Source organism: Bacillus sp. SRB_331 (assembly GCF_003264175.1).
Classification (GTDB): domain Bacteria; phylum Bacillota; class Bacilli; order Bacillales; family Bacillaceae_G; genus Bacillus_A; species Bacillus_A mycoides.
This window is the reverse complement of the sequence record NZ_NADV01000125.1, coordinates 1-472: the sequence shown is the minus strand read 5'-3', so window position 1 is coordinate 472 and position 472 is coordinate 1. Positions and strand designations below refer to the sequence as shown.

Genomic DNA, 472 nt, shown 5'->3' with positions numbered 1-472 from the left:
TATGGTGTTGATTGTTCCAGTGTTTTGTTTTCACTTGTTTTCCATACTTTGCTGTTATTTGGTTTTTTCCCACGTTTTACATTCAACCACACCCTAATTGGAAACAATTTTACCATGTTCCAATTCCAGGTGTCGAGTGATGCGAAGAATTGGTTGTCGCAGGGGACGGCATCTAATTTCGGGGTGCAATATAAGATCTTGGCCTTCCTGTATAATGAAACAAACCACAATCTGCCAGTCTTTGTGTACTCCTTCAGCATGTCATAACTGCGGCTTTCAGTGTAGGTAAATTCAATTTGGATTTTGCTCATCTTTTTGTGGCCCTTTGTCATATTTGCTTTATTGAATCTTGATTTACAGGTAACGCCATGGGCATTGGATGGCCCAATGTCCCTCTTCCTGGCATGTAATGCACTTAGGCTCATCCTTATTCTTCTTTGGGCATGAGTCGGCCATGTGAGCTTCACTGCAT

1 protein-coding gene is annotated in these 472 nt (G+C 41.7%); it reads right to left on the bottom strand.

Annotation, left to right across the window (positions count from 1 at the left end):
• Positions 1-425, bottom strand: a 425-nt coding sequence (locus B5P42_RS32360; RefSeq protein WP_258397581.1) for a hypothetical protein, incomplete at its 3' end; no start/stop codon positions are given.
• Positions 426-472: the final 47 nt, after the last annotated feature.